Annotated in this window: 24 protein-coding genes; 11 read left to right on the top strand and 13 right to left on the bottom strand. The window is 47.9% G+C overall.

Annotation, left to right across the window (positions count from 1 at the left end; translation table 11 throughout):
- Position 1 precedes the first annotated feature (1 nt).
- From hyfE to QZ367_RS01630, 8 genes are read left to right on the top strand one after another with little or no spacing between them, the layout of a single operon-like run.
- The gene (hyfE, locus tag QZ367_RS01665) at positions 2-646 is read left to right on the top strand and encodes a hydrogenase 4 membrane subunit (RefSeq protein WP_291936441.1); all 645 of its coding nucleotides are present in this window, start codon (positions 2-4) and stop codon (positions 644-646) included.
- Between the two features lie 2 nt (positions 647-648).
- Entirely contained in the window at positions 649-2130 is a 1482-nt protein-coding gene (locus QZ367_RS01660) for a hydrogenase 4 subunit F (protein WP_291936439.1), read from the top strand.
- 2 nt (positions 2131-2132) lie between these two features.
- Complete coding sequence (locus QZ367_RS01655; RefSeq protein WP_291936436.1) at positions 2133-3869, top strand: NADH-quinone oxidoreductase subunit C; 1737 nt, start codon at positions 2133-2135, stop codon at positions 3867-3869.
- The gene (locus QZ367_RS01650; protein WP_291936434.1) at positions 3866-4405 is read left to right on the top strand and encodes a formate hydrogenlyase complex iron-sulfur subunit; all 540 of its coding nucleotides are present in this window, start codon (positions 3866-3868) and stop codon (positions 4403-4405) included. The genes QZ367_RS01655 and QZ367_RS01650 overlap by 4 nt, the downstream gene beginning before the upstream one ends.
- A complete protein-coding gene (locus QZ367_RS01645; protein ID WP_177386901.1) occupies positions 4402-5226 on the top strand; it encodes an NADH-quinone oxidoreductase subunit B family protein in 825 nt (274 codons plus the stop codon). Before QZ367_RS01650 ends, QZ367_RS01645 begins: the two co-directional genes overlap by 4 nt.
- Positions 5223-5567 (top strand): formate hydrogenlyase maturation HycH family protein, encoded by a 345-nt coding sequence (locus QZ367_RS01640; protein WP_291936431.1) that lies wholly within the window; start codon positions 5223-5225, stop codon positions 5565-5567. Before QZ367_RS01645 ends, QZ367_RS01640 begins: the two co-directional genes overlap by 4 nt.
- Positions 5567-6019 (top strand): hydrogenase 3 maturation endopeptidase HyCI, encoded by a 453-nt coding sequence (locus QZ367_RS01635; RefSeq protein WP_291936428.1) that lies wholly within the window; start codon positions 5567-5569, stop codon positions 6017-6019. Before QZ367_RS01640 ends, QZ367_RS01635 begins: the two co-directional genes overlap by 1 nt.
- Positions 6020-6883 (top strand): formate/nitrite transporter family protein, encoded by an 864-nt coding sequence (locus QZ367_RS01630; RefSeq protein WP_005871911.1) that lies wholly within the window; start codon positions 6020-6022, stop codon positions 6881-6883.
- A 464-nt stretch (positions 6884-7347) separates the two neighbouring features.
- Here the strand turns inward: QZ367_RS01630 and QZ367_RS01625 are convergent, their stop codons facing one another.
- On the bottom strand, positions 7348-7986 hold the full coding sequence (locus tag QZ367_RS01625) for a Crp/Fnr family transcriptional regulator (protein WP_005871915.1): 639 nt from the start codon (positions 7984-7986) through the stop codon (positions 7348-7350).
- Between the two features lie 354 nt (positions 7987-8340).
- Between QZ367_RS01625 and QZ367_RS01620 the strand changes: the two genes are divergently transcribed.
- The 3 genes from QZ367_RS01620 (at position 8341) to QZ367_RS01610 (ending at position 11645) form a co-directional block, all read left to right on the top strand.
- On the top strand, positions 8341-9171 hold the full coding sequence (locus QZ367_RS01620; RefSeq protein ID WP_291936417.1) for a class I SAM-dependent methyltransferase: 831 nt from the start codon (positions 8341-8343) through the stop codon (positions 9169-9171).
- A 228-nt stretch (positions 9172-9399) separates the two neighbouring features.
- Entirely contained in the window at positions 9400-10812 is a 1413-nt protein-coding gene (locus QZ367_RS01615; protein WP_291936414.1) for a sodium:alanine symporter family protein, read from the top strand.
- Positions 10813-10958: 146 nt separating this feature from the next.
- A complete protein-coding gene (locus QZ367_RS01610; protein ID WP_291936411.1) occupies positions 10959-11645 on the top strand; it encodes an MOSC domain-containing protein in 687 nt (228 codons plus the stop codon).
- 770 nt (positions 11646-12415) lie between these two features.
- Here QZ367_RS01610 and QZ367_RS01605 read toward each other — a convergent pair.
- The 12 genes from QZ367_RS01605 to QZ367_RS01550 all read right to left on the bottom strand — a co-directional run bounded on the left by QZ367_RS01605 (position 12416) and on the right by QZ367_RS01550 (position 22680).
- The gene (locus QZ367_RS01605) at positions 12416-13432 is read right to left on the bottom strand and encodes a hypothetical protein (protein WP_291936410.1); all 1017 of its coding nucleotides are present in this window, start codon (positions 13430-13432) and stop codon (positions 12416-12418) included.
- A gap of 32 nt (positions 13433-13464) precedes the next feature.
- Complete coding sequence (locus QZ367_RS01600; protein WP_291936407.1) at positions 13465-14142, bottom strand: hypothetical protein; 678 nt, start codon at positions 14140-14142, stop codon at positions 13465-13467.
- Positions 14143-14402: 260 nt separating this feature from the next.
- The gene (locus QZ367_RS01595) at positions 14403-14780 is read right to left on the bottom strand and encodes a RidA family protein (protein ID WP_291936404.1); all 378 of its coding nucleotides are present in this window, start codon (positions 14778-14780) and stop codon (positions 14403-14405) included.
- 654 nt (positions 14781-15434) lie between these two features.
- Positions 15435-15704 carry a hypothetical protein gene (locus QZ367_RS01590; RefSeq protein ID WP_291936402.1) on the bottom strand — a complete coding sequence of 90 codons (270 nt, stop codon included), beginning with the start codon at positions 15702-15704 and terminating at the stop codon, positions 15435-15437.
- 325 nt (positions 15705-16029) lie between these two features.
- Complete coding sequence (locus QZ367_RS01585) at positions 16030-16791, bottom strand: TSUP family transporter (RefSeq protein WP_291936399.1); 762 nt, start codon at positions 16789-16791, stop codon at positions 16030-16032.
- Positions 16792-17128: 337 nt separating this feature from the next.
- A complete protein-coding gene (locus tag QZ367_RS01580; RefSeq protein ID WP_291936396.1) occupies positions 17129-17284 on the bottom strand; it encodes a hypothetical protein in 156 nt (51 codons plus the stop codon).
- A gap of 56 nt (positions 17285-17340) precedes the next feature.
- Entirely contained in the window at positions 17341-18111 is a 771-nt protein-coding gene (locus QZ367_RS01575) for a TIGR02757 family protein (protein ID WP_291936394.1), read from the bottom strand.
- Complete coding sequence (locus QZ367_RS01570) at positions 18108-19487, bottom strand: RsmD family RNA methyltransferase (RefSeq protein ID WP_291936391.1); 1380 nt, start codon at positions 19485-19487, stop codon at positions 18108-18110. The genes QZ367_RS01575 and QZ367_RS01570 overlap by 4 nt, the downstream gene beginning before the upstream one ends.
- Positions 19480-19806 carry a hypothetical protein gene (locus tag QZ367_RS01565; protein ID WP_291936388.1) on the bottom strand — a complete coding sequence of 109 codons (327 nt, stop codon included), beginning with the start codon at positions 19804-19806 and terminating at the stop codon, positions 19480-19482. Before QZ367_RS01565 ends, QZ367_RS01570 begins: the two co-directional genes overlap by 8 nt.
- Positions 19806-20900: an SAM-dependent methyltransferase gene (locus tag QZ367_RS01560; protein WP_291936386.1), complete on the bottom strand. Its 1095-nt coding sequence runs from the start codon at positions 20898-20900 to the stop codon at positions 19806-19808. The genes QZ367_RS01565 and QZ367_RS01560 overlap by 1 nt, the downstream gene beginning before the upstream one ends.
- Positions 20897-22066, bottom strand: coding sequence for an acetylornithine transaminase (locus tag QZ367_RS01555; RefSeq protein WP_291936382.1), 1170 nt, complete (start codon positions 22064-22066; stop codon positions 20897-20899). The genes QZ367_RS01560 and QZ367_RS01555 overlap by 4 nt, the downstream gene beginning before the upstream one ends.
- Positions 22063-22680 carry a TRIC cation channel family protein gene (locus QZ367_RS01550; RefSeq protein ID WP_291936379.1) on the bottom strand — a complete coding sequence of 206 codons (618 nt, stop codon included), beginning with the start codon at positions 22678-22680 and terminating at the stop codon, positions 22063-22065. Before QZ367_RS01550 ends, QZ367_RS01555 begins: the two co-directional genes overlap by 4 nt.
- Between the last annotated feature and the right edge of the window lie 148 nt (positions 22681-22828).

The raw sequence follows: 22828 nt of genomic DNA, 5'->3' as shown, positions 1-22828 counted from the left end.
GATGAATAGTATCGATATTTTAGCAATTTGTATGATCGTAACGTCACTCGCGGTATTCGGACTTAGAAATTTAAAACTTTCGATCGGAATTTACGCGATTCAGACGCTATTTTTGGTAAGCATATTTTTTATGCTGTATTCTAACTTCAATGCGCCGCAGCTTAGAATTTGGGCGATAGTGGCGTTTTTTACGAAGGTTATTTTCGTGCCTGGAATTTTATTTTGGCTAGTTAAAAAGCTGGATGTGATCAGCGAGGATGAGCCGGTAGGCGGCTTTTTCGTAAGCCCCGTTATTGCGATGGGATTTTCGCTAGCGATTGCGATGACAATCAATCCGATCTTGCTTAAATTCTCTCTTATTCAAGAAAGAATCGTTCTAATAGCGGCGGTAACCGTATTTATGATGGGAATTTTCGGCTTCATGCTAAGAAATTCTTTCATCAAGCAAATTCTAGCCTACTGCCTCTTTGAAAACGGCATCCACCTAAGCCTTGCACTTATGGCTTACAACTCTCACGAGCTAGTCGAGCTTGGAATTTTAACCGATGCAATCTTTGCGGTTATTATTATGAGCATTTTGGCGGTTAGATTTTACAAAGCTTATGACGGGCTTGATACGTCTAAAGCTTCGAATTTAAGGGGTTAATGATGAATAGTTTAGCTTTTATATTAATTTTTCCGTTGCTCGGAGCGCTGATATTATTCTTATGCCCTAAGAATTTCAAGCTCCTAAGCTCGCTACACGTTTTGATTTCTGCAGTTACATCCGCAGGACTACTCTGTAACGTAGGCAAGCTTATCAGCGGCAACTTTGAGGCTTTTTACGCATACGATAAATTTCTATTCCTAGATAGCCTAGGCTGCGTATTTTTAGTGCTAATCGCCGTAACGGGCTTTTTGGTAAATTTATACTCCACCACCTATATGAAGTGGGAGATACAGGGCGGTCATCTGGATCTTAGCGATCTTAGAAAATACTACGCGCTCTGCCACGTTTTCGTTTTTACGATGACGCTTAGCGTGATCTGTAACAACGTTGCGTTTATGTGGGCTGCGGTAGAGGCTACTACGTTAGCATCGGTATTTTTGGTCGCTATTCACAAAGATAAAAAATCCACCGAGAGCGGTTACAAATATATCGTTATCTGCTCGATCGGCTTAGCATTCGCGCTTTATGCTACCGTTTTACTATATGCGGCTACATTCAAAATCACGGGCGACGGCGAGGCTTCTATGCTTTGGACGAGCATTATGGATAATGCCAAAAATTTAAACGGCGATGCCGCTAAGCTTATCTTTATATTCGCTCTAATCGGCTTTGGAACCAAAGCAGGACTTGCTCCTACTCACACTTGGCTTCCTGACGTTCACGCAGAAGGTCCAGCTCCGATTTCGGCACTACTTTCGGGTGTGCTTTTAAAATGTGCGATGCTAGCGATATTTAGATACTATGCCGTCACAGCCCAAGCCGTAAATTTCAGCTTCGTTCAATCGGTTATGCTGATTTCGGGCACGATCACGCTATTTATAGCAGGAATTTTCCTTGTTCGTCAGCACGACGTAAAGAGGATGTTTGCTTACCACTCGGTCGTTCATATGGGTGTTATTGCATTTGCGCTAGGCATCGGCGGATATTTTGGCTTGCTTGCCGCGATCTTTCACTGCTTAGCTCACAGCTTTACCAAGGCTCTTGCATTCTGCTCTACCGGTAATATCGCTAGAATTTATGGTCACAAAGATATGACTAGAATGGGCGGTATGGTAAAAATCGCTCCGCTTACTACGATAATGTTTGGCGCTGCGGTTTGCTCGCTCGTAGGTGTTCCTGCGTTTGCGATCTTTGTAAGCGAATTTAACGTTTTTAAAGGCGCGATAGCCAGCGGTCAATACATAGCCGTAGCATTATTTGCGATCGCGCTCGTAATTATTTTCATTGCGGACTTCGCGCACTTTAATCTAGCGAGCTTCGGTACGCCTAAAGGTGAAGTGGTTTATGCTAAAGAGATGAGCTTGTTTGAAAATTTACCGCTAATCTTGCTTTGCGCTTTAGTGATAATTTTCGGCGTATGGCACGTAGGTGATTTTTGGATGCTCGTCGAAAACGGCGTTAGAATAATGATGAGAGGTTAAAAATGAGAGGCGATAAATTTATAGAAATTTTAAAGACCAAAGTCAAGGTCTTAGAAGTTACCCGCCAAGCCGAGGATCAAATCACTGTTTTAGTGGATAGAAATGATCTGCCGCTTGCGGTTAAGACGCTATATTATGACATCGGCGGTTTTATCAGCACGATGATCCCTAACGATGAGCGTGAGCTAAACGGAAATTTCGCGCTTTACTATGCGATATCTATGGAAGGTGGTAAGATGACTGAAGCGGAGGATTTTGCCGCAGAGGATAAATGCTTCATCACCGTTAGGACGCTAATTCCCGGATCGGATCCTACATTCCCGTCAGTTACTCCTTTAGTGCCTGCTTGCGTATGGTACGAAAGAGAAGCCTTCGATATGTTCGGTTTAATCGCTGAGGGCTTGCCTGATAAACGCCGTTTGGTGTTAAGCGACGATTGGCCGGATGGGCTTCATCCGCTTCGCAAAGACGCGATGGACTATCGCTATAGACCCGATCCTGTAGATCATAAAGACGAACCTAATGCAGAGTTTTTATTTCCTAGCGGTGATGGCGTAGTGGATGTTCCACTTGGACCTCTTCACGTAACGAGCGATGAGCCGGGACACTTTAGACTATTTTGCGACGGCGATGAGATTATCGATGCAGACTACCGCTTGTTTTATCAACACCGCGGTATGGAGAAGCTAGCTGAAAACCGAATGAATTACGATCAGATGGGCTATTTAGCAGAGCGCGTCTGCGGAATTTGCGGCTACGCTCACGCGATTGCGTGTATTGAAGCAGCGGAGAAAGCCATCAAGCTTGAAATTCCGCTTCGTGCGCAAGCCATCCGCGTCATCTGTCTTGAGATCGAGCGCCTTCATAGCCATCTTTTAAATATCGGTCTAGCCTGCGAGGTAACGGGTAACTACAACGCCTTCATGCATATCTTTAGGGTGCGCGAGTATTCTATGGAGCTAGCTCAGCTAGTAACCGGCGGCCGCAAGACCTACGGCAATGTAATTATGGGCGGACTTCGCCGCGATATGACCAACAATGAAATTCGCAAGAGTATCGAGATCATCAATAAACTTGATGTTCAAATTTCTGAAATTTGGGACGCCGTTATGGAGGATAAACGCCAAATCGGTCGCTGGAAAGGCGTGGGCGTATTAGATCGCAAAGTGGCGCGTGATTTCAGCCCGGTAGGTCCAAATATGAGAGCTTCCGGTTTTAAACGCGACAACCGCTACGATCATCCTTACGATTTCTTTAACAAGATAGAATTCGAAGTAGCCGTAGAGCACGGTGGCGATGTATTCAGCCGCGAAGTCGTAAGGTATAAAGAGCTCAAACAATCGATCCACATCATCAGGCAGTGCTTGCATCAAATGCCGCAAACTCCGATAATGATCGATCCACAGACTATGATCAGACCGGAAAACTACGCTTTAGGTCACGACGAAGCACCGCGCGGCGAAAATGTCCACTGGATCATGCAAGGAAACGCGCAGAAGGTTTACCGCTGGAGATGTCGCGCCGCTACGTATAACAACTGGCCGAGCTTGCGATTTCAATTCCGCGGAAATAACATCTCCGATGCGGCGCTAATCGTATGCTCGATGGATCCGTGCTACTCATGCACCGAGCGCGTAACTTTAGTCGATATTAATAGCGGAAAGAGTAAAATTCTAACCGAAAAAGACCTTAAGAAATTTTGCCAAGACGGCAAGGTTAGCAAAAAGGATTTAAGATGATGAAATTATTCGACATTACCGAAAAATATGGTAAGGCGACCTATGCTTATCCGTTTGAGCCATACATCGTGCCCGAGAATTTTCGCGGGCAGCCTGAATATACCTATGAGCTTTGCATAGGCTGTGCTGCGTGCGGAATCGCCTGCCCATCTAATGCGATCGAGCTTAAGATGAACGAAGCCCAAACCAAGCTTATTTGGGAATTTGATTGCGGACGCTGCATATTTTGCGGTCGCTGCGACGAGGTATGCCCTACGGGAGCGGTAAGGCTAGGCAATAGCTTTGAGCTAGCGGTAAAATTTGATAAAAGCGCGCTTATCCAACACGGCGAGCTTGAGATGGAGAAATGCAGCTGCTGCGGCAAGCCGATGACCCCAAAAAGGCTCATCAACTACACGCTAGAGAAGCTAAGCACGGCAAATTTACTCCCGGGCAGATTGGAAGAAGCTAAAAAGTACCTCTATATCTGCCCCGAGTGTAAAAAGGCCCAATCGGTCGAAAGAGTGACCAAAGGTATAGAGGAGGCAATAAAATGAGTTTGTATCAAGTCCCCGAAAATATTAAAAACGCAAACGATCTAACCGCAAAATTGGAGCTTTTGAAAAATATCAAACGAAGCTTCAGCGTTTATCGTATCGACTGCGGAAGTTGCAACGGCTGTGAAATCGAAATTTTTGCTTCTATCACGCCGATGTGGGATCCGGAGCGCTTCGGATTTAAACTTGTAGCTAACCCTCGCCACGCAGATATCTTAGTCTGCACCGGTCCGGTTACCCGCCAGATGTATTATCCACTGCTTCGCGCTTATGAGGCTGCACCTGATCCTAAGATCGTAGTGGCTCTGGGAGCGTGCGGAAGCACTGGTGGAATTTTTCACGACGCATATAGCGTATGGAGTGGTATCGATAAAATTGTACCGGTAGATGTTTATATCCCCGGCTGCCCTCCGCATCCTGCTAGCATCATCTATGGTCTTGGCATGGCGCTTGGCATCATCGATCAAAAGCTTCAAAAGAAGAGCTACGAGCAAGATAGCACTCTTCCGCCACCGGTTAAGAGTTCAGTTATCGGCGATATTTTATTCGAGCGCGATCTGCAAGCTGAAGCTAAGAGGCTGATGAGCTATATTTTCGGAAGAGTTTTATTTGCAAAATATATGGATGCGATCAAAACCTCATCTGACGTTCACGATCCAAAAGCTTCTCGCGAGGCTTTACTTAACGCTATCCATACCGAAGAGGATCCTAGATACGCGGAGTGCATGGCACTATTGCACAATGACGTATATCTAAAATACGCCCGCGCTACGGAAGAATTTAAGATCGATCCGCAAAAAGAGGTCTGGAGTAAACGATGATTGAGGTTTTTAAGCTTACAAAGCGGCATATGGACGAAAACGAAAATTTACCTAAAGAGCTAAAGGATATCAAGGTTTTTTCCACCTGCGTCGGTCACGGCGTAGGTACGATAGATTTTAGCGAAAAGGTACTTGAGATAGACGATGAAGAATTTAAACGCATCGTCGAGAACTCGGGCGACTACGTTAAATTTAAGATCGGTAACCTAAGCAAGTATTTCGAGATTGAAATTTTTGCCGAGCACGCAGCCAAGCTAATCCCTCAGCTTTGCGAATGTGAGCTTAAAGATCTGCTAAAAAATATGCGCGAAGGATATTTCGTGCTAAGGAAGGATTTTTGATGCGAAAGGCGTTGCTTTGTATCGGCAATCCCCTTCGCGGCGACGACGACGTGGGCAATGAAACGGGGCGAATAGTCGAGGCGAATCTAAAAGACTGGCGCGTTTTTTACGGGCAGGATGTGCCCGAAAACGAATTTGCAGCACTTAGGGAATTCGCCCCTGAAATTCTGATCGTAGTAGATGCGATGAGCGGCTTTGATGAGGATAAGATAGAATTTTTCGACCTCAGCAACGATCGCGACTATATCTACTCGACGCATAACCTGCCTACGCCGGTGCTTCTAAGCTATCTGCGCAAAATTTGCCCAAAGACGTTGTTTTTGGGCATTAGCGTGTTGCTCGATAACGTCCTTGATTTTAAAGAAGGACTGAGCGAGAGCGCAAAAAAAAGTGCGCAAAAAGCTTATGAGCGTATCTTAGAAATTGATTCAAATTTAAATGAGGAGGAGTAAATGTTAAATCCTGCAGAAACCGCGCAAGCGGTATCTAGTTCGATGCAACACAAGGCGCACACCCCGCTAATTAGCATAATTTTTCTAGCTATAATGGCGGGCGCTGCAATCGCTATGGGTGATATTTTCTGGGCTCACTCGACCGTCGGAATGGCTGAAAAGCAATCTATTGGCTTATCGAATTTCATCGGCGGTATTACCTTTAGCTGCGGTCTGATGATGGTGGTTTTTTACGGTGGGCATCTATTTACCAGCTCGGTTTTAACGGGTGTACCTGCTGCCGACGGCAAATTACCGCTAGGTAAAACAATCGGCTATTGGGCTATCGTTTGGTGCTTTAACTTCGTAGGCGGCGCGTTAATCGCGTATATGTATTATTACTCAGGACTTCCGCTTAAATATGATGGCTACATCTTGCAGCACTTCATTCCTGCAGCAGCAGGCAAAATAAACGCACCTTTTCATGAGCTATTCATCCGCGGAATTTTTTGTAACGTGTTTGTATGTATGTCTATCTGGACTGCGACCAGCGAGAGTAATCTATCGGGTAAATTCTTTGCAATTATGTGGATGATCGGCGCATTCGTAGCCTGCTCGATGGAACACTGCGTGGCAAATATGTTTATCCTAACTGAAGGCATCATCGCTAAAGGCCACTATCTTGCGGCTGCAGGTGGCGATGTAAATGCTCTTGCAAGCTCACTTCACGGCGTAACGGCGGCTCAAATAGATTCAATAAACTGGGGAAATTTCATCGTTAAAAATATGATCCCGGTTACGCTAGGTAACATCTGCGGCGGTCTATTTTTCGTAGGCTTGGTCGGATTTATGGTCAATAAATACGATATGAAAAAGAAAGACTAATCTATCGCGCTTCAGCACGATATAATCAAAATACGGCGCGGCACTTTGCCGCGCATTTTTAGTTTCTTAAATTTTAAAAATTCCGATGCGTAAAATTTCGTTCGATCCAAAATTTTAAATTCCATAGCAACCCATAAAATTACAGCTTGATTTAAAATTTTAAATTCCATAGCCTGCCGCTAAATTTAAAATTCCAAAGCTTTGCGTTTTGAGATAGCGGATAAAATTCAAAAGTGAATTACGTGTTAAAATTTTAAACGAGATTGCAACCCAAAATTTTATATAAGTTAAAATTTTAGACGAAATCCTAAACGAAATTCGGGATGAAATTCCAAAACCAAGCTCTTGATAAAAATTTTACGCTGTAAATCTAGGTAAAATTCTGCGCCGTAACTTTAGACAAAATTTCGCGCTTAAGCCGTAAGCGTAAGCCGCATAAATGCTTTAAAAACTCTAGCCCGAGCCTAAACACAGTAGCTAAGCAATCTGTCGTAGTCTAGGATCAAAAACTCGTGCTGACTGATTTTTTGAATTACGTTATCTTTTACAAGCTCGTTAAACGCGGTACTCGCGCTTTGACGCTTGAGCCCCACAAAGGATGAAAGCACCTTTAGCGAAAAGGGCAAAAAGACGTATTTGTAGCCGTTTTGATGAAAATTCTGCTCGTTTGCAAGCTCGATCAAAAAGCTCGCGATGCGCCCTTTTGCATTTTCAAAAAGAATGGAGCGAGTGATTTTGCGCTGCAGTAGTATTATTTCGGTTAAAATTTTTATATACGCCTCGCAAAAGCTGCGATTTGCCAAGATCTCCCCGAGTCCGCTCGCATCGATCGTATAAATCTCGCTGTCTTCTAAAAACTCAAGTGCGCAAATTTCATTAAGAATAGTGATATTATCCTTGTTTAGGTAGTTGATGATGAATTCTTCGCCGTCTTCAAAAAACGAAAGCTTCGCCTGCCCGCTTTTAAAAATAAAAACTTTAGGCGCCTCGCTATAAAAAACATAGCCTTTTTTGATGACTTGGTGCTCGAACATTGCAAGCTCCTCGTCGCTAAGCGTGGCGATAGCCTCGGTTTGCAGTAGTCCCAGCCGCGATTTTTCCATATAACCTCCAAAAGCTAAGAATTATACAATGAAATATTTAGACAAAGATAAAGCTGCGCGGATGAAATTTACCATCCGCGCTATGGCTGCGCATCTAGGTCGCCTAAGCTAATAAATTTTATAGCTTTTAAAATTCTAAATTTCGCCCGCGCTTTACATAGCGTAAAATTTCAAAAATTAATTGAACTTTACGCGGCAATATTATAGCCGAAACCCGCGGCGCGAATTTAAAATTCTACCTCTAAATAAAAATTCATATCATTTTATTGAAATTTTATTTAGCAAGGATATAATAATGCATATTAAAAATAAGCGGAATTTTACTCGCGATAATACCGCAAGAAAGAAAACTTCATGCAAAAGTTAAATTTTAAAGATAACGTCTCCGAGACGCTGCTAATCAATGTCTATATGCGCCATTTGGATTTCAAAGACGCGGATCCGATCCTAAACGATCCCTTTTCAAGCGCCGCGGTCAAACAGATCGATTATGATTTTGCGAAATTTAACGACGCGCGCCTTAGCAAAACGGGCACCGTGATCCGCGCGAAATTTTTCGACGACGAGACGCTGCGGCTCGCAGCGGAGCTTGATCACCCTATCATCGTGCAGCTCGGTGCCGGGCTCGACACTCGCCCGCTTAGATTGCAAAAAGCCCTACCGAGCGCCCTATTTTACGATCTCGATCTGCCCGACGTCATAGCCGTGCGCGATGCGCTGCTGCCCAAAGCAAAGAATAACTTCAGCCTGCCCTACTCGATGCTAGATCCATCGTGGATGGACGAGCTGGTCGCAAAGCACGGCAGCGCGGGCTACATCTTCATCTTAGAGGGCGTGAGTATGTATTTTGAAAAGGAGGAATTTAAAAAATTTTTTATCGCGCTTTCGCAAAAATTTAGCGGCTACGTGCTGAGCGACTTTATGAGCGAGTTTTCGGTAAGAAAATTCGACTCCAAACGCCACGACGCGATGCGGCACATGCAAAACGCGCCCTTTAAAATGGGCATCGGCGGCGGCGCGGAGGTGCAGGACTGGGATAGCGCGCATATCAGATTCGTCAGGGAGGCCGCGATGCTAAAAATGTATAAAAGCCACTGGAGCCTCAAAGGGCGCCTCTTTAGCCTAATCCCCGCTTTTTGCAACGCGTGCAAGATGTTCGTTTTCAAAATCGGCGGTGATGAATAGGCTTAAAAATTTCAGTTGATTGCTTTTCAAATTTCGACAGCTAAGGCGCGAATTCTAAGCTGCTTATCTGGCAAGCTGGCATGCAGAGCAAACAGCACATACCGCTTTGCTTAATGCTTGAGTAAAATTATAAAAACGCTTTAAAATTTTGCTTAAATTTACCTCGATTTATAGGAATTTAAGAGTTTTTAAAATATATTTTCGCATCTTAAATTCACGGAAAAGATCATGCAAAATTTTCTCGACAAACTCACCGCCACAATTGACGCAATCAACTCCTTTTTGTGGGGTCCGTACTTTCTAATCGCCCTACTTTGCGGCACCGGCGCGTATTTTACGGCGCGTTTGCACCTGGTGCAGATTTTTAAATTTAGAATGGGCGCGCGCAAGCTCTTCGGCAACTTCTCCCTGCACGGCGAGGCTGCGGGCAAAAGTGGTATGAGCTCGTTCCAAGCCGTCGCCACGGCAATCGCGGCGCAGGTCGGTACGGGCAACCTGGTAGGCGCCAGCACCGCGTTAGTAATGGGCGGACCGGGCGCCATATTTTGGATGTGGTGCGCGGCGTTTTTAGGCATGGCAACGAACTTTGCAGAGATCTGCCTGGCTCAAATTTACCGCACCAAGGACGACAGCGGACATATGATCGGAGGGCCCGCGTTTTACATCAGCCGCGGACTTAAAAGCCCCTTTGCCAAGCCTTTAGCGGCGTTTTTTGCGCTGGCCATCATCTTTGCTTTGGGCTTCATGGGCAATATGGTGCAGGCAAACTCCATCTCAGACGGCTTTAGCAGTGCATTTGGAATCCCGAAGTGGGTGAGCGGCGCAGCATTGGCGCTCATCTGCTGCGTCATCTTTTTCGGCGGCGTCAAAGCGATCGCACGCGTAGCAGAAAAGGTCGTGCCACTAATGGCGATCTGCTACGTGCTGGTGGGTCTCGTCATCATCGGCTCAAATTTCGATAAAATTCCATCCGTCATCGCGCTGATATTCAAAGCCGCGTTCGATCCATCCGCTGCCTGGGGCGGCGCTACGGGCGCTACGATCGCCACTGCAATGAGATATGGCATCGCGCGCGGGCTCTTTTCAAACGAAGCGGGCATGGGCTCGACGCCGCACGCACACGCCGCGGCGAACGTCAAACACCCCGTAGATCAAGCCGTGCTCGGCATAATGGGCGTTTTCGTCGATACATTCATCGTGCTTAATATCACCGTTTTCGTGGTGCTTAGCACCGACGTAGTCACTTTCGAAAACGGCAAGGCGGTATTTTCGGGCATCTCGCTGGTGCAAGAAGCCTTCGGATCGCAAATTTTAGGTCGCAGCGGCGGCTACGGCTTCGTGGCGATCTGCCTGTTTTTCTTCGCATTTACCACGATTTTGGGCTGGTATTACTTCGCCGAGATCAATGTGCGATACCTCCTGGGCGCAAAATTCGTCAAGCTCTTGCAAATTTTAGTCGTCGCATTCGTATTCATAGGAAGCGTGCAAAAGATCGACCTAGTTTGGGGGCTAGCCGATATGTTTAACGGACTGATGGTGATCCCAAACTTAATCGCAATCATCCTGCTTAGTCCCGTCGTCGTGCGGCTTTTGAGCGACTTTAACGACGGCAAAAGCTACGACGCAAACGACTACAAATAACGCCGCGCGCTAAATTTCAAGCTCGCACTTGAAATTTAGCGCAAAATCGCCGCAAAATTTAGAATTTTAAAATTCTTTTCAAGCTAAAATTCTTGCCTAAATTTTATGATCTAAGGAGAACGGATGCAAATTTTAAGGAGCAAAAAATGCCAATTTTAAAGGCATTACTGACCGGACAGCCGCGCGCTTACGGCGACGAGCGCGCTACGCAGCCTCTAAAAAAACGCTGGGAGACGGCGATATTCAAGCAAGCCAGAGCGGGCGAAGTGCGCGCGAATGAGCTTGGGTTCGAGGGCGACGCGGTAGCCGACACGCTGCATCACGGCGGCACGGAAAAGGCAATTTTTGCCAACTCGCTGCAAAATTACGCCGCGTGGGAGAGATTTTTGGGGCTTAAAAATCTAGCTTACGGCGCAATGGGCGAAAACCTCACGATCAGCGAACTACACGAGCAAAACGTATGCATCGGCGATGTGCACCGCATAGGCTCGCTGGTGCTGCAAGTAAGCCAGCCGCGCAAGCCCTGCTACAAGCTCTCAATGCGCTGGGGCAACGCGGAGATGACGGCGGAAATCGCGCGCAGCGGGCTTACCGGCTGGTACTACCGCGTGCTGGAGGCGGGCTCGTGCCGCGCGAGCGACGAGATCTACGTCGTAGAGCGCGACCCCGCTATGATGAGCGTGATGGAGCTCAACCGTCTATTTTACGGCGATCGCCTCGATGAAGGGCTGTTAGCAAAATTTAACCGGCTTGCGACGCTTACGCCAAAATGGCGCGAGGACATGCGCCGCAAGCTAGAAGGCGGCTACGACGACAGCTTTATGCGGCTATGAAATTTAGCCTCGAAGCGACGTAATAAAACCAGCAAGTAGTGCCGCGTCTTGTTAGTTTTAAAACGCTCTCTTGGTACGGATTTTAAAAACGCTTTCTTGCGTGCTAGCCTGCAAAATACTTTCTCGACTTTGAGCATTTAAAACATCTTCTAGGCTTTCGGTATCAGCGCGCAAAACTACTTCTTAAGTGCGAGCCCTAAATTTGGTTAAATTTCAAAGCTGGAATTTTAATTTAATCCTCGCCTCACGCACGCAAACGATCTATTCTCTCACCATGTTTTGCGGCATGATACAGGCTGCAAGCAGAATTAAAGACGCAAATTCAACCGCACTTAGAATTTAAGCCGCTATGAAATCTAAATTTAATCGCACATTAAAAGCCGCGCGCGCCGCTCTTTGTAAATTTTAAAATTTAAAAGCGGTAAATTTAACTCTCTTGCTGCGCAGTGAATTTTCCATAAAAGCCAAAAAGCAAAAAGCGAACTATTTTTACTCGCGTGACACTCTCATCTTGCGCATTTAGCGACGCAGCTCTTATGTATGCTGCAAAACGAGCTCCTAAGCTTTTAACGCGCGCCAAATTAGACATGTCAGATACTTCGCCAAGCGCCTTTCAAAGTTCATTCATAGCGCTCGCTATAAGTAGAATTTTGCGTGGAATTTTCCGCGGCGCGGCAACAATTACGACCTTTAAAAGCGCGCACCGTAGCTCAAAAGCCTATTTTAGCTTTTTAAACCGCACCCGTATAGCTCAAAGTCCACTTCTGCGCTCAATCAACTATCGTAATTCCCGCATCCGTTAATGCTTTTTGCGCCTTTTTTGATATGCTGATGCCGGTCGTTTCGATTTTCTTAAGATTAACGAAGGGCGCAAGCTCGGCAGCGTCAATGTTTTTGATATCGAAAAGCTCGTCCTCGCCGTCCCAATCAGGCGCGATTTGCAGGTAAATTTCGTTTCCGCCGTCAAGGTAGAGTTCGCTCACCTGCTCCGCCAAATTTGCGGGGACCGGATAGTCCTTAAACCACTTTTTGGCTTGCGGCAGGGCGCCGAAGTCCGCGTACGGATCGATGCCGCGCTCCTCGCAGTACTCAAACACGTTAAATTTGGGCTCCAGCAGAGCTTTTTGATACATCAGCTCGTTCATTACGGCGATTTTGAAATTGAAATTTTTAAACGCTAGCGTCTCGCCCGCCGCGCGCGGAAGCTTAAATTTATCGCTCGGCTTGTGCTTTACCTTTTTTGCCTTCTGATTGATGCAGACGCGCCCTATCGGCATTTTCGCAGCTCGCACGATGTCTGCGATCTCGTCGGTGTCGCGCTTAGCGAAGCGCTCGGCAAAATCCATCGCGCCTATGCGCTCCTGCACGGCCTCGGAAAGAGCTAGCGAGACTTCGAATTTGCCTAAGCTAAGCTCCAAAAATATATATGCGCCGCGCAGCTCCTGCTCCGGCACGGCCTCAAGCGGCGACCTGCCCTCTAGCGTGAACGCGCCGCCGTATAGCTCGCGCGGAACCTCGTGCTGCACGCCCTTTGCGACCTCAAGCATCAAAATTATCTCGGTAAGCTTCGGCTCTGCGAGCTCTCCTGCGCGCACGAAGGCGAAAATTCCCGCCTCATCCCAAAAATAGCGGCTTTTGCCCTCCCCATCATCGATCACGCGCGGCTGCCCCAAAGCTTCGTTAAGCTTAGCCAGATCAAACTCACAGTTTACGCCGCCAATGAAAATGCCGTCCGAGCGCATATCGACGTCAAATTTATCCTTTTTAAAAATGCCAAACAGTCCCATTTCGCCTCTCCTGATTTTGCGTTAATTTCGTCTTAAAATTTTTCCAAAAACCCGTAAAAATCGTCTGCGAAAAGCCTATCCTCGCCCTCCGCGTAGTCGCGCACATAGACTTTGTATTCGCACGGCGCGTCATCTGCCCGCTCGCTCGCTATCTCTTTCGTTGCTCCACTTGCCACCTCATCTGCCGCCTCGCTTGTTGTTGCGCCCGCTGTTTTACACGTCGTTTCATCTGGCGCTTCGGCATTCATATCGCGCGCCGCATCCGGCGATCGCTCCGCACGCGCTTCGTCGTCCGATGCCCTGTTTTCTGCACCGTCGGCTACCGTCGCAACGACTGTATCACGCACCGTCGCGCCCATGGCTTCGCCGCTCGTACTCTCCGCCGTCTTGCCGCGCGCCGTGTTGGACGAGCCATCCGCTATGTCGCTTGCGGGCGAAATTTTAAAATAATACTCCTCGTCCTCTAGCTGCAAAAACACGAGCTCGTCCGCGGCGAATAGCCCGTTTTTGAGATTTATCTTATACGTGTAGCAGATGTCGGCGTCGGCGCTACCCGCGAACTCGGGCGGCGCGATCGTTTTTAGCTCCGTCCCCGCCGCGCTCACGCTGGCGTATCTTAGCAGCATCTGCTTGTAGCTCTCAGGCAGCGCAAAGCCTAGCCGCCGCTGCGCCTGCGCGATCCATGCTGGCTCTATGTCGCTGCGCCCCACGGCTGCGATATTTTTAGATTTTTGAATAAGTTTTTCTATGATTTTGATCCCGTTTCGAGCGAGAAATTTTAACGCCTTAGCAGCACTAAAACGCGCTGTTTACATAAACCCGCGGGCGTTTGGCGCGGCTTTGAAAATCTAAATTTAAAAGCACGCTCGGCTTCAAAACCAAAGCGAGCCGTTTAAAATTTCGAGCAGCCCGCGTATAAATTTTAACCGCAAACGCGAACTGGCAGAGTTTTAGCGATCTAAATTTAGCGCTAAGCCCTAGCCAGCGCTATTACTTCGATCTCCACAAGCGCGCCTTTGGGGAGTCTGGCGACCTGCACCGTGCTGCGAGCCGGCTTGTGCTCGCCGAACGCCGCTGCGTATATCTCGTTCACCGCGGCAAAATCGCCCATATCGGCCAGAAAAATCGTCGTTTTGACGGCATCCTGCAGCGTCGCGCCCGCCTCTTTCAAGATCGCGGCGAGGTTTTGCAAAACTTGCCTCGTTTGCGCCTCCACGCCGCCCGCGACAAACTCGCCGTCAGGCTTAAGCGCGATCTGCCCTGAGGTAAAGATGAGTCCGCCCGTCTTGATCGCCTGAGAGTACGGCCCGATGGCCTGCGCCGCATCGGGAGTCGAGATGATCTGCATAGTAAATCCTTTGTGAAAAATTTTGCCCATTTTATCGCAAAATATTTTAACTTTGTTTTAGGCGGCGGAATTTTGCGAGCGGGCGGCTAAAATTGCGGATGCGGCGGGTGCGATAAAATTTAATTGGCGCGAGAGGTTGGCTAAATTTCGGTGGGCGAGGCGAAACAGATACGCGGTAATGCGACAAATTTAAATGGCATGGATGGACAAAATTTCGCCTACGATAGCAGAATGAAACGGCAAACGCAGCGGTGCGGTTAAATTTATCGCACAATACAGCGGACAATATGCGAGAAGCTAGCGCGAAATAACAAGCCGTGGCGGCGAAACGGCAAATTTAAAAGAGCTAACGGACGTAACAAAACAGCACGTGAAAGTGCGGCTAAATTTAATCTGTACGAGCACGGCGGCGAATCTGCACAGCAAATGGTTGAACTGTGGGCACGAGCGCAGGGCGAGTAAAACGGCTCGCTAAGGTGGCGTGTATTTTAAAAGGCAAGTAAGCGGGAAAGAGGCGTGCGTGACGGTGCCCGATTAAATTTCATCAATGCGGACATGATAACGCCGCGCGCTCGGCAATACGACAACTCTATCAGCGGCACCGAATTAATGCATGGCGATACGACGAAATAGATACGGGCAGTGTGGCTAAATTTAGTCGATGTGAATGAACGAAACTTCATCGGCATCGTTGTACAGCAAATCAAATCCTTGCACATCAAGACCATCAATGTCGCGACAGCCAAACCGAGCCCGCCCACGGTAGTGATACGGGCGGCGGGGCGGTAAAAGCAGCGCCAAAATTGCTACCATCGCAGCAGAAAGAACAGCGCCGTCATAAAAAATCAGTGCGATACCGCGCAACGCAATTAAAATCCTCGCAGTAGCAAGCGCAGCAACGAAGTTGTCGATGTAGCGGAGCAATCAGCGCCGCCAAAATAATAAAATCAAAGACCTCGCGACAAGCGAGGCCTCCGACGTAACGCCAATAGAATCAACATCGCAGCAGCGGAAAATTAGCGTAGTCGCGACAAGATCAGCACAATGCTACGATATAATCGACGCCATCGAAGCGAGACTGACGCGACCCTACAACAAGATCTGCGCTACTGCGGCAGTAAGATCAGCTTTATCGAATAGATCGACCAGGACTCATAAAATTTTACGCGAAATTTTATACGAAATCCTGTATAAAATTCTATGATTTTGGCTTAAGATTAGCCTATGATCGGCCTTCAATCGGTCTGCATCAATTTGCGATCAGTCCGTAAAGTAACTTTAAAATCGTAGCGGCAACGACGAATAGAAGCATCTTGCGCACGAATTTTACGTCGCATCGCATCACTAGGCTTGAGCCTGCGAAGCTGCCCGCGATCTGTCCGACTGCCATCACCGCTCCGACGAGCCACAAAATTTGCCCGCCGATGATAAAAACGCCCAAAGAGACGATGTTTGAGGTGAAATTTAAAACCTTCGTGTGCGCGACCGCCTTTTTCATATAAAGCCCTAAAATTCCTACGAGCGCAAACGTCCAAAACGAGCCCGTACCGGGACCGAAAAACCCATCGTAAAAGCCCAAAACAAGCCCGAAAATCGCGTAAAAGCTCTTTTTTGACATTTTGGGCTTTGCGGGCGCTTCGCCTAGGTTTGGCGAAAAAATCATATAAAGCAAAAGCGCCAGCAGCAGGATCGGAATGAGGTAGTTTAGGAATTTCGCATCGACTAGAAGCAGGACATAAGCGCCGACGAGTCCGCCGATAAACGTAAAAACCACGCCGCGCAAGATCTCCGCCGCATCGACGTAACCCTTGCGGATGAAATTTAAAGCGGCGGTGAAACTTCCGAAACTGCCTTGAAATCTATTTGTGGCGATCGCTACATGCGGCGGAACGCCCACGGCAAGCAGCGCAGGCAGCGAGATCAGTCCGCCGCCGCCAGCGATCGAGTCTATAAATCCGCCGAAAAATGCCGCCGCAAAAAGCACCGCAAACTGCCAAAGTTCAAGCTCCATTTTTGTCCTTTTTTTTTCAAATCACGCAGGCACGTGCTATGAACGCCTGTCAGAATTCTCGCAATTACGATCGCAAACCGCTCATACGTCGCAAAGTGCATACGGGCGCCTGTTATAATTCCATAAAATCCAAAAAAATCCACGGAATTCTAGCAGATTTTGCCGCATGGCTCCCGCTTAAATTTTATGAAATTTACTGCGCGATTGCCGTTTTAGCTCCATGCAATCTATCGCGTCGTGCGCGAGCTGCAAAATTTCATAAAATTTAAGCAGCGAAAATTACTGGAATTTTACCTAAATTTCGCAAGATAAGTCCTACAATTCAGCGAGGCTATTTTTAAAATTTATAGAATTTTATGAAGCGATCTTTTACCAAAATTCTATAAAATTTCGGCACGCTGTACTCAAGACGCACGGCAAATCCATAAAGCCAGCTCCACTTATGCAGCAAAACAGCGCAAAATTCCGCCGTGTACCCGCATTGAATCTCCATAAAATTTCATCGCTCGTGTTAAGTAAAATTCCGCCGACTTACTCCGCGGTTTTGTTCTAATTTGCGGCTAATTCGGGTAAAATTTTATCTATCTCGCCACTCTGTCCGAGACGATACAGCGCGAAGTCGTATTTGATGGGATCGCTCGGATCGAAGCGCCTTAAGCTTTGCGTAAGCTGCAAAACCGCCTCGAAATCGTAACTCTTGCGATCGATCAGCCCAAGCTTAAGCGAAACTTTATGCGTGTGGGTATCGAGCGGGATGAGGAGGCGCGATTTTTCAATCTTTTTGTACAGCCCCAGATCGATGTCGCTGTCGCGCACCGCCCAGCGTAGGAAAAGATTGTAGCGCTTATACGGCGATGTGGGCTTTTGCGAGAAGCCGCGCCCGAAAAAAAACTCATATCCCGGACTGCGGTAGGGATTTAATCTGTAAATTTCGCCGATTAAAAAATTTATCCCATCCTCGATCCGTCCGCTTTTTTGCATGCCGCAAAGCACGCTCTCCTCGATGCTAAGGCTGTTTTTAAGCCACTTTAAAGTTATAAAAATTTCAGCGACGTCGCGCGAGCTTTGAAATCTATACTTTTTGCCCGCAAGCTCCGCACCAATGCGCTCATCGCTCGCGTCCAAAAGCGAAAAATCAAGCGAGCGGAGGAATTTTAAAATTTGAGCCGCGCTCCCGTAAGCAAACAGCGCACAAATAAGCGCTACGACGTCGTTTCGATGTCCCTTTGCGACCTGCAGCGGATCGGGTGCGCCGAAAAGATCCGCGTCGCAATTTTTCAAATCGGCGTAGTAATCCAAAATCTGCTTTAAGCTTTTCATTTTGCGTAGTAGCTCATCGTCGTGGTGCCGAATTTACGTGATTTAAGCAGCACGAAATCGCCGATTTTAAGCGGCAGCTCAAGCTCGCTCATATGCTCGATCGCGATTAGCAGCTCGCACTGCACGGAGCCCAGGCGCGCTATCAGCGCCAACACGCGCTCGTAAATCTCGCCAAAGCCCTGTCTGATCGCAAACGGCGGGTCCAGATATACAAACACTCTGCGCACGGGATCGGAGATGGAATTTTCTTTGGAATTTGCGGTATGGCTTTCGCTAGAATTTTCAGCAGGGCTTTCGCCTAAATCGCAGGCGAAATTTTCACGGGAGTTAACGTCGAAATTTTTTCTTGAACCGCGGGTTAAATTTACGTTTGGGCGCGAATTTTCTTTGCAGCTAGCGGCAAAATTGCCGTCAGAATTCGCAGTGGAATTTTTTCTTGAATCATAGACGAAATTTGCGCTTGAATGTAAACTTTTTCTGCAGCTAGAATCAAAATTTTCGCCTAAATTTAAGCTTTTTTTCTCTTCGCAGCTCACGTCTAAGCCCGCACCGTGATTTACACCAAAATTAGAGCTCTCGCTGCATTTTGAGCTTAAATTTAAGTTGCAATTAGCGGTCTCGGTGCCGCTCGCGTTGTATTCCGAAGCGCAGTTATCGTCAAACTTTTTGCTAAAGCTCATGGCATCCGTGGCTAGCGAATTTACGCAGTATTTTATACTAGAAGCGCCCGCATAATCGCCATTTGCGCCGCTCTGTGCGCTATTTTGCACTCTGTCATACATACTGCTTCGCGTGCCATATTTTGCCAAATATTTCACGCCGCTTTGCGCTTCTACGCTTTGCTCGGCGCGGTATCCGTCCTCGCCCCGCTCTACGCTATTAAAGCTTTTGCGACAGCCCTCTTTTTCGCTGCTTAAATTTTTATAGCAGGCGGCGTCGGCAGTGCGGTTTTTGAAATTGTTGCCGCTTAAATTTGGCGAATTCGCGCCCGAGCGTCCGTTCATATCCGCCTGCAGATCGTGCAAAATTTGGGGCAGTCGTTCGAAGCAATCACCCAAAATCGTATTTGCGCCGAGCCCGAAAAGCTCGAAATTTTTCCGCATTATTTTATGCGCGGCGGCGTCCTTTTCGATCGCATAAACGTTTTTTGCGCCGTTGCTTAGCGCTTCAAGCGCCATCGCGCCGCTACCGCCGAAGCACTCGATAAACGCCGCGCCGCGCAACTCCACCCGCCAAGTATCGAAAAACGAGCCCTTTACGATGCTTTTCGTGCTGCGCGTACTAGAAAGCGCGGGCAGAGCGAGCTTTTTGCCCTTATAGATGCCGCTTGAAATTTGCGTAAAGAGCGTGCCGCCAGATTTGGAAAATTTAGCCATTTTGCCTTCTTAAAATTTCGATGATTCTTGCCTTAAACTCATCAAATAGCGCGCAAATTTCAACTTCCGCCGCGTCGTATCCACTAAGATCTACCCGTAGCGAGCTTTGAAAATCCTCTAGCGTCGATAATAACATCTGCTTGGAAAACGGTAGCGCCAAATCTCCGCCCTCGCCGATCAAAAATAGCGGTTTTGCCGAGCTTTGCGGCTCATCGCTTATCACAAAGTCGCAATCCTGCGCACTTGTAGCATGACCTTTTAAAAACAACTCCAGCGTCTTTTGCAAAATTTCGCAGTCGCAATCGATAAAAGCTCTCATCAAAGCCCCTTTTTAAATTTTATCATCTTAAATTTTTCGCCAAACTCAGCGCGCAGGTGATTGAACTGCAAAAGCGCGTTATGATAGCCCTTCTCGCCACTTTTTTGCATAAAAAGCTCTAAAAGCTGGACCGCGCCGAAGTCTATGAGAGCCGCGATCTGTCTTTTAAAATCCGCCGTCACGGCGCCCACGTCCTCAAACGCAGCACGCAAAATTTCAAAATTTACGTCGTAGGTAAGATCGCTCTTGCCGTGAAAATCGCTCAAGTTTTTCACCTCAAAGAAGCTAAAAACCTCGTGGTTTCGGTAAATCCGCAGGCTAAAATCGCCGCTAGCGCCCATCTGTCCGTAATCGAAGGCTATGAAATAAAACCGCTGCGCACTAGCGCAAATTTCGCGGGCGAAGCGAAAGTATCCGACCGGGATTTCGCCGCGCGATATACCGAATCTGCGCGCGAGGGTTAAAATTTCGCGTTCTTTTATGGGGGCAAATTTTGCCGCGCCGCTTTCGATAAAAAGCATATTTTCGCCGTCCACCGCCTCGCATTTAAAGGCGTCGAAAAGCTCGTTTGCCACAAAGATCGCATCTTTAAATTTCGCCTCATGCGCACTTGCAAAGTGCTTTAGCGCGATTTCGTCGCCGAAGCTCTCCGCAAAGCTCGCTCGCTGTAGCTCGCGCAGGCGCTCGTGCGGCTCGATAATCGCAAAGCTAAATTTATCAAGCGCCGCCGCACCGCCTAATGTAAAAATCGCCTGCGCTATATCGCAAAGCAGCCGCCCGTCGTGCGAGCCGATCTCTACGATAGCGATTTTAGCGCTATTTTGCGGTTTTTCTGCAAGCGCGACATCTGAATTTAACTCGCACGCCGCCGCAAAATTTTGCCGCGATGCAATTGGGCTTGCCGCCGCATCTAAGCTTAACTCTTGCGTCGCGCTAAAATCCGCGCTTAAGCGTAAAATTTCGCGCGCGATGCAGATCCCAAAGAAGCTCCCTACGCTCACAGCGGTGTAAAAATCGCCGCTCTTGCCGATTTTAGCGCCATTTGCGTAGTAGCTCTCGTTTAGCCAGCCCTCGAAAAAATCGCTAAATTTCACGCCCGCACTATCTCGTCCAGGCTCTTGCGTAGGCGCACAAAGCCCTCTTTGATCTCCGGTTTTTTGATATTTAGCGCAGGCAAAAATCTAAGGGTGCGCTTGCCAGATTTTAGGATCAAAAGTCCGTTTTGCAGGGCTTTGTTAAAGATCTCGCCCAAGTTTTTTTCATCGCGCAGCACGAGGCCTTGCATCAGACCGAGCCCCACGCGCTTTTCGATCAGGCTAGGATAGTCTGCAGCGAGCCCGTCTAGTTTTTTGATAAATCTTTTTATAGTCTTATCAAGCTTACCGCTCGCTTTTAAAAACTGAAGCTGCGAAAGCACCGCAAGCGCCGTAGAGGTCGCCAAAAAGTTACCGCCGAAGGTGCTGCCGTGCTCGCCCGGAGCGAAAATGTTTTGCTGCGCCACGCACGCGCCGATCGGCACGCCGCCCGCAAGCCCTTTGGCAAAGGTGATGATGTCGGGGCGGATGCCGTAAATTTGCGACGTCGCAAACTCGCCCGTGCGATATACGCCGCACTGCACCTCGTCGGTGATCAAAAGCAGCTTTTTCTCTTTCAAAACCGCCGCCAGCCTTTGCACGCTCGCCTTATCCAGAGGCTTGATACCTCCCTCGCCCTGGACTAGCTCGATCATCACGGCGACGCTATTTTCATCGATATGCGCGATGATCTCCTCGATATCGTCGAAAAATTTAAACCCGGGCATATAGGGCGCAAAAATTTCCGGATGAAATTTCTCCTGCCCGGTAGCTTGTAGCGTCGCTAGCGTGCGGCCATGGAAAGAATTTCGCAGAGTTAGAATTTCAAATTTTTTATTAGGAAAATTTACGGTGCCGTATTTACGCGCCATTTTGATCGCCGCTTCGTTCGCCTCCGCGCCGGAGTTGCAAAACACCGCGTAGCTGCGATACCCCAAAAGCTCGCTAATCTTTTGAGCCAGGGCTTCTTGGGGCAGAATTCTATAGATATTTGAGCCGTGGATGATCTGCGCGGCTTGCGTGCCGATCGCCTCCAGCACGATCTCGTTTGCGTGCCCCAGGCAGTTTACGCCGATGCCCGCGCCAAAATCCACGTAGTCCTTGCCCGCTTCGTCATAGACTATCGAGCCCTCGCCTCTTACCAGCGCTACGTTTACGCGCGCAAAATTATCCATTAAATAGTTCATTGTTTGTACTCCACTTTAGGCAGATGCCAAGATTTGTAATAAGCTACCATGCGAAACGCAACTCCCAAAACCAGCAAAATAATCACCGAAAAGGCGCCGCTAAGCCCCAATCCATCAAGCACGAAATATATTAAGCCCACGCCCATGCTTATCGTGCCATAAAGCCCCGTATGCAAAAACCACGGCACTTCGTTCAGCAGCACGTCGCGCAAGATGCCGCCGCCCACGCCGTTACAAAACGCGATCAGTACCACGCCGAAAACGTTGTGATTATAGCTTAGCGCAACCATCGCCCCGACGATCGAAAAGCTTACGACATCGATCGCATCGGTTAGAATAAATAAAAATTTACCCTCCAAATCACGGTTCTCGTAAAGTTTGGCAAAAATGGCTACGGCGCTTACCGCAAGCACGATGGTTACGGGCGCATAGTGCGTGAATGAGTAGATCTCGCGGCTTACCAAGGTGTCGCGCATGATCCCGCCGCCAAGCGCAGTCAAAAACGCCGCGATAAAGATCCCAAGCCAATCGCAGCCCTTCTTTACGCCGAATAAAAACCCGCTAAGCGCCGCCGAAGCGATGCCTACGCACTCCGTAAACTCTAAAATACTCATATCACAAACCGCTAAAATCCTTTTAAAAACGCATTTTACAACAACTAAATATAAATTTGGGTAAAGCGCGACGAGCGGGAGAAATTTAGGCGCTGCGGGATAAATTTCAGAGCGGCGAATAAAATTTGAGCGCGGCGAATTAAAATTC

The organism is Campylobacter sp. (assembly GCF_019423325.1).
In the GTDB taxonomy this organism is placed as follows: domain Bacteria; phylum Campylobacterota; class Campylobacteria; order Campylobacterales; family Campylobacteraceae; genus Campylobacter_B.
Note: the sequence above shows the minus strand (reverse complement) of the source record. Positions and strands in the feature narration are given on the sequence as shown.